This is a genomic window from Streptomyces sp. NPDC033229 (assembly GCF_055576875.1).
This window is the reverse complement of sequence record NZ_JBVIQR010000139.1, coordinates 1-4,179: the sequence shown is the minus strand read 5'-3', so window position 1 is coordinate 4,179 and position 4,179 is coordinate 1. Positions and strand designations below refer to the sequence as shown.

2 protein-coding genes and 2 pseudogenes are annotated in these 4,179 nt (G+C 58.9%); all 4 read left to right on the top strand.

The window, feature by feature from the left end; all coding sequences use genetic code 11:
• Positions 1-534: pseudogene (locus ACZ53N_RS36610) on the top strand (hypothetical protein); the annotation flags it as partial.
• A pseudogene (locus ACZ53N_RS36605) lies at positions 526-1,278 on the top strand (transposase family protein). The pseudogenes ACZ53N_RS36610 and ACZ53N_RS36605, both read left to right, overlap by 9 nt.
• 364 nt (positions 1,279-1,642) lie before the next feature.
• On the top strand, positions 1,643-2,071 hold the full coding sequence (locus ACZ53N_RS36600) for an SSI family serine proteinase inhibitor (RefSeq protein ID WP_469145034.1): 429 nt from the start codon (positions 1,643-1,645) through the stop codon (positions 2,069-2,071).
• Between the two features lie 849 nt (positions 2,072-2,920).
• Positions 2,921-3,598 carry an SAM-dependent methyltransferase gene (locus ACZ53N_RS36595; RefSeq protein WP_469145033.1) on the top strand — a complete coding sequence of 226 codons (678 nt, stop codon included), beginning with the start codon at positions 2,921-2,923 and terminating at the stop codon, positions 3,596-3,598.
• Positions 3,599-4,179: the final 581 nt, after the last annotated feature.

Genomic DNA, 4,179 nt, shown 5'->3' with positions numbered 1-4,179 from the left:
GGGCACGCGGCCTGGCGAGACCGAGCCCGGGCCCGTACGACCACCGGCTCGTGGGTGGTGTCGATGCAGTCGATCGCGATGTCGCGGTCTGGCTGTGACCGCGGATGTTCTCTACGGCCAAGACTGGCACTTCCGCCGCATGATCGAGGAAGCCGGCCTCGGCTACGTCGTCGCGGTCCCGAAGTCACAGCAGGTCAAGTCCCTCGCCGGCTGCTGACGCATCGACCAGCTCATCGGCGACGCCCCGATGATGCCTGGGAACGACTGTCCTGCGGTGACGGTGCCAAGGGCCCGCGCCTCTACGACTGGGCCGCCGCCCAGTTGTCGGCCGTCCCGCTCTTCGACAGCGGCGAGCCCTCGCACCGCAGGTGGGTAATGGCCCGCCGCAGCATCGCCCGCCCCGAAGAGATCGCCTACTACCTGGCCCACGCTCCCGCCAGCACCACCGTCGACCAGCTGGTCGCAGTGGCCGGCAGTCGCTGGGCGATCGAGTCCTGCTTCCAGAGCGCGAAGAATGAGTGCGGCCTGGACGAGTGCCCATCGGCGATCGATCTGTCCAGCCGCATCTGAGGGATCTCGCCCAGCGCTTGAGCGCGCACCGTCGCGAGATCGGCACCCGGTGGCGGCGGCTCACGCCAGGCCGTCAGGCACCTTCCCGTGCTCGCGCACCTGCGCTGCGGTGACACCTGCTCCCAGCGCGCCGCATGTTCGGCACCGGGACCGCGACCGTCTACCGTTACATACGCGGGGCCGTCGACGTCCTGGCCGTCATCGCTCCGTCTCTGGCCGAAGCGATGACGACGGCCGGAGAGAAGGCGTTTGTCGTCCTCGACGCACCCTGCTGCCGATCGGCCGCATCGCCGTCGGCACCCCATATTACTCCGGGAAACACAAACGCCACGGCATGAACGTGCAGGTCATGACCGATCCGTTCGGACGGCTGCTCCGAGCCTCACCGGCTCTGCCCGGCTCGACTCACGCTCTGACCGCCGGGCGGCACCACGGGACCATCGGAGCGCTCACCGATGCGGACCTCAAATGCTGGGCGGACAAGGCATACCAGGAGCCGGCGGACCTGTCCGGGTGCCCTTCCACGGCCACCGCCTCAAGCGATAGAAGCGCCGCCACAACACCACCCACGCCAAGATCCGCTGCCCCGGAGAGCAGGCCATCGCCACCCTCAAGGGCTGGCGACTTCTCCGGAAACTCCGCTGCAGCACCAACCGGATCACCGACATCCTGAAAGCCGTCCTCGCCCTCCACCACACAGCACACTGAGGTTGGAAAAGGCTCGTTGTTCTGGCTCGGGCTCTACACGTGGCGCAGGCTGCGATGGCCAAGTGGTACCGCAACGCATAAAGGCTGGCAAAGCCCCCAGTCTGATCGCGCTTCCAGCGTCGTAACAATACAGAGTGCAGTGAGTCACCCCCTGCACGGCTTGGTCGCAACTTCCGCACTCGCCGAAGCTCGCTACACTCAAACCGGTTTCTTGTTGTTCTTCTGAATATTCCACAGCCCATCATCGAGCGGGAGTTCGAGTCGCGAGAGGAATGCGATTGGCAGATGGCGTTTCAGTAACGACTCGCATGACTCTTATGCTTATTATGTGAATCGTGAGGCACTCCACCCCCCGAAGGGAGTAATGGCCATGAAAATCGGCCTGCGCATCATTCTTGTATTAATTGCCGTCTTATCCACTGGTGCCCCGTCGACAGGCAACGCCTTTGCGGCTTCATCGAACAGCTTACCTCGCCCATCCTCACTAGTTCTGATGAAATCTCCAGATGACGGAATGGGACCCTCCGTTGCTGTGATCCGCGCGGTAACCTTGGACTGTTTCCCATCTCCGTTAGGGAGTCATCCTGCGACCGAAAAGGCATGCTCACTCTTACTGAAATCCCATGGCTCTTTCGCCGACCTCTCGGGGTACAACGTGCCTTGCACGAGGGAGTACAATCCAGTTACTATCATCGCAGAAGGCGTATGGGAGGGGCGGAGGGTTTCGTATCAGGAAACCTTTGGTAATCATTGTGAAATCCTGAGCCACCGGGGAACGGTGTGGGACTTCTGAATGGCTTGAGCAGACACTTGAGCGCTTGCCCACCTCCAAATTATCGGTCGATGAAATCGACAGCCAGGGCGCGAGATTGTCTTATTGTTACTCCTTGACCTTCACCACCTCCCTATTCAGGTGTCGATCGGGCGGGGTGCAGGGATTGCATGGAGGACTTGATGCGTTATCTAACAGCTGCCGCTGCACTTATCACGATTAGCGTTGCACTTGTGCTTCAGATCACGACATCGCCAACGCCGATATGTTTCTTGGAAAATATTTGCCTCCCTCCGTAACGAGGATTCATTAAGTAAATAAGATCAATACGGCGTTGCTGTGGAGTGCCTCTGGTGGCTACAGGAGCTCCGAACCGGTAAAGCAATTTTGCCCTGCCTGGCATTCATGACACTGTGGCGCCCGAGGTGGATCTGGAGGAGCGAATGCGAGTGGTCTAATTATAGCTCCTGGATTCCCCAAACGACGGCAGGTGACGCATCTGAGCCGCTACGCCTGACAGATTTCATAACCTCTGGGCAGCCGCAATGGACCCTGGATTGCAATTACAACCGCGTCCTGTCCGGCTCGCCGAATAATTACACGCGCCGCGACGGGCCGGCAGATGGTGTCGAGTTGGGCCTCGGAGATCTCGAACAGGGGCCGGGGCTCTACCTGAGACTGGACTCCTGGATAGGAGCAGGCCGAACTAACCTACTGGCAGGATTAACTAGCCGTACCTAGGATAAGTGCACCTTCCTGAGAGCTAACAAGTGGCCTTTAGGTCGAAGAAATGGGGACAATTTGAGGATCACACAGGAAGCTGCCAGACTTGCTGACCGAGGTCGGCAGATTAGGGAAAGCCGCGGAGTGATGCCCCTCATTTCGGCATGCGGGAAGAAAACGTACGTTTACGCTTCCTACCCTATCCATTCGCTTAAATTGAGAAGGGAAGGGTTCATCTTCCGCGGTGATGAACTGCCCTATTTCGTACATCACTATAATGCAACCTGGCGCAGCGAACGTATCGTAGAAATTCCGGTAGCTCGTCACTTTCTGCGTGAACGTGCTGGTCAGTGCGGAGTCGAGATCGGAAACGTTCTTTCCCACTACGGAGTTGTCAATCATCACGTGGTTGATAAATTCGAACGCGCACGTGGTGTGATTAACTGCGACGTGCTTGACTATCAACCTGATGAGCGTTTCGACTTCATTGTGTCCATCTCGACTTTAGAGCACGTGGGTTGGGACGAGTTCCCGCGGGACCCTGGGAAGGCAGTTAGGGCGATCTTGCATCTCCGTCAGCTCCTCAAGCCCACGGGTAAAATGCTGATCACTTGTCCGCGGGGGTATAATGCAGGCCTCGATCAAGCGATTAAAGATGATTCCCTGAAGCCGAGCGTTGAGGTATTTCTCACTCGATTGCCAAAGAGGAATATTTGGCGGCAAGAAAATCGGGCCTTAGCGCTTGATTTCTCTCGGCCTCCTCTCTATGATCACGCTAACCGCGAGAGTCATGACCTGTGGGTAGCAGAATTCGATGCACTCTGAGTTAACGGACGCGTTGATGCTTATTCGCCGCCTGTTTTGAGGGCTCTGCCGTAGTAATTTCATCGATGCCTCGAAGGGGATGCAGACCATTCGCTGACGTGGTGTCAAGTGGAACGAAGAATTTCATGTGCTGCCAATCGATCGCCCAGGGGGCCGACCCGTTACAGTCGGCGGCTTCTGTGACCTGGCGAGCGTTCGCGCTGGCCTCCAAACGCGAAGAGCTTCGCAGACGCCGGATCCTGCCCGTCATCTCCCGCAAAGGCGCCCTGAACATCCAGGGCATGTGCAAGCTCCTCTACGTCGTGGAGCAAGTCTTCACCTCGCTCCGCCAGTTCAAACGGCTCGCCGTGCGATGGAAACGCCGCACCGAGCTCCACGACGCGTTGGTATCCCTTGCCTGCAGCCTATCTGCCGGGGGCGGCTCAAGAAGTACCGATCGTGATCGTGTTACGAGCTCGTAGTGTCGTCCTGTTCCCGTTGTTCCACTGAGCCTTTTCCATCTTGGTGGTGGGGTGCGGGGTGTCTGGGGTGCCGGCTGGACGGAACGACGAAGCTCCTGGTAGGCGGGTTGTCGACCAAGA

Bases quoted from the DNA above. Each gene is read 5' to 3' on its own strand.
- ACZ53N_RS36600 (WP_469145034.1), top strand. From the start codon at position 1,643: ATGGCCATGAAAATCGGCCTGCGCATCATTCTTGTATTAATTGCCGTC.
- ACZ53N_RS36595 (WP_469145033.1), top strand. From the start codon at position 2,921: ATGCCCCTCATTTCGGCATGCGGGAAGAAAACGTACGTTTACGCTTCC.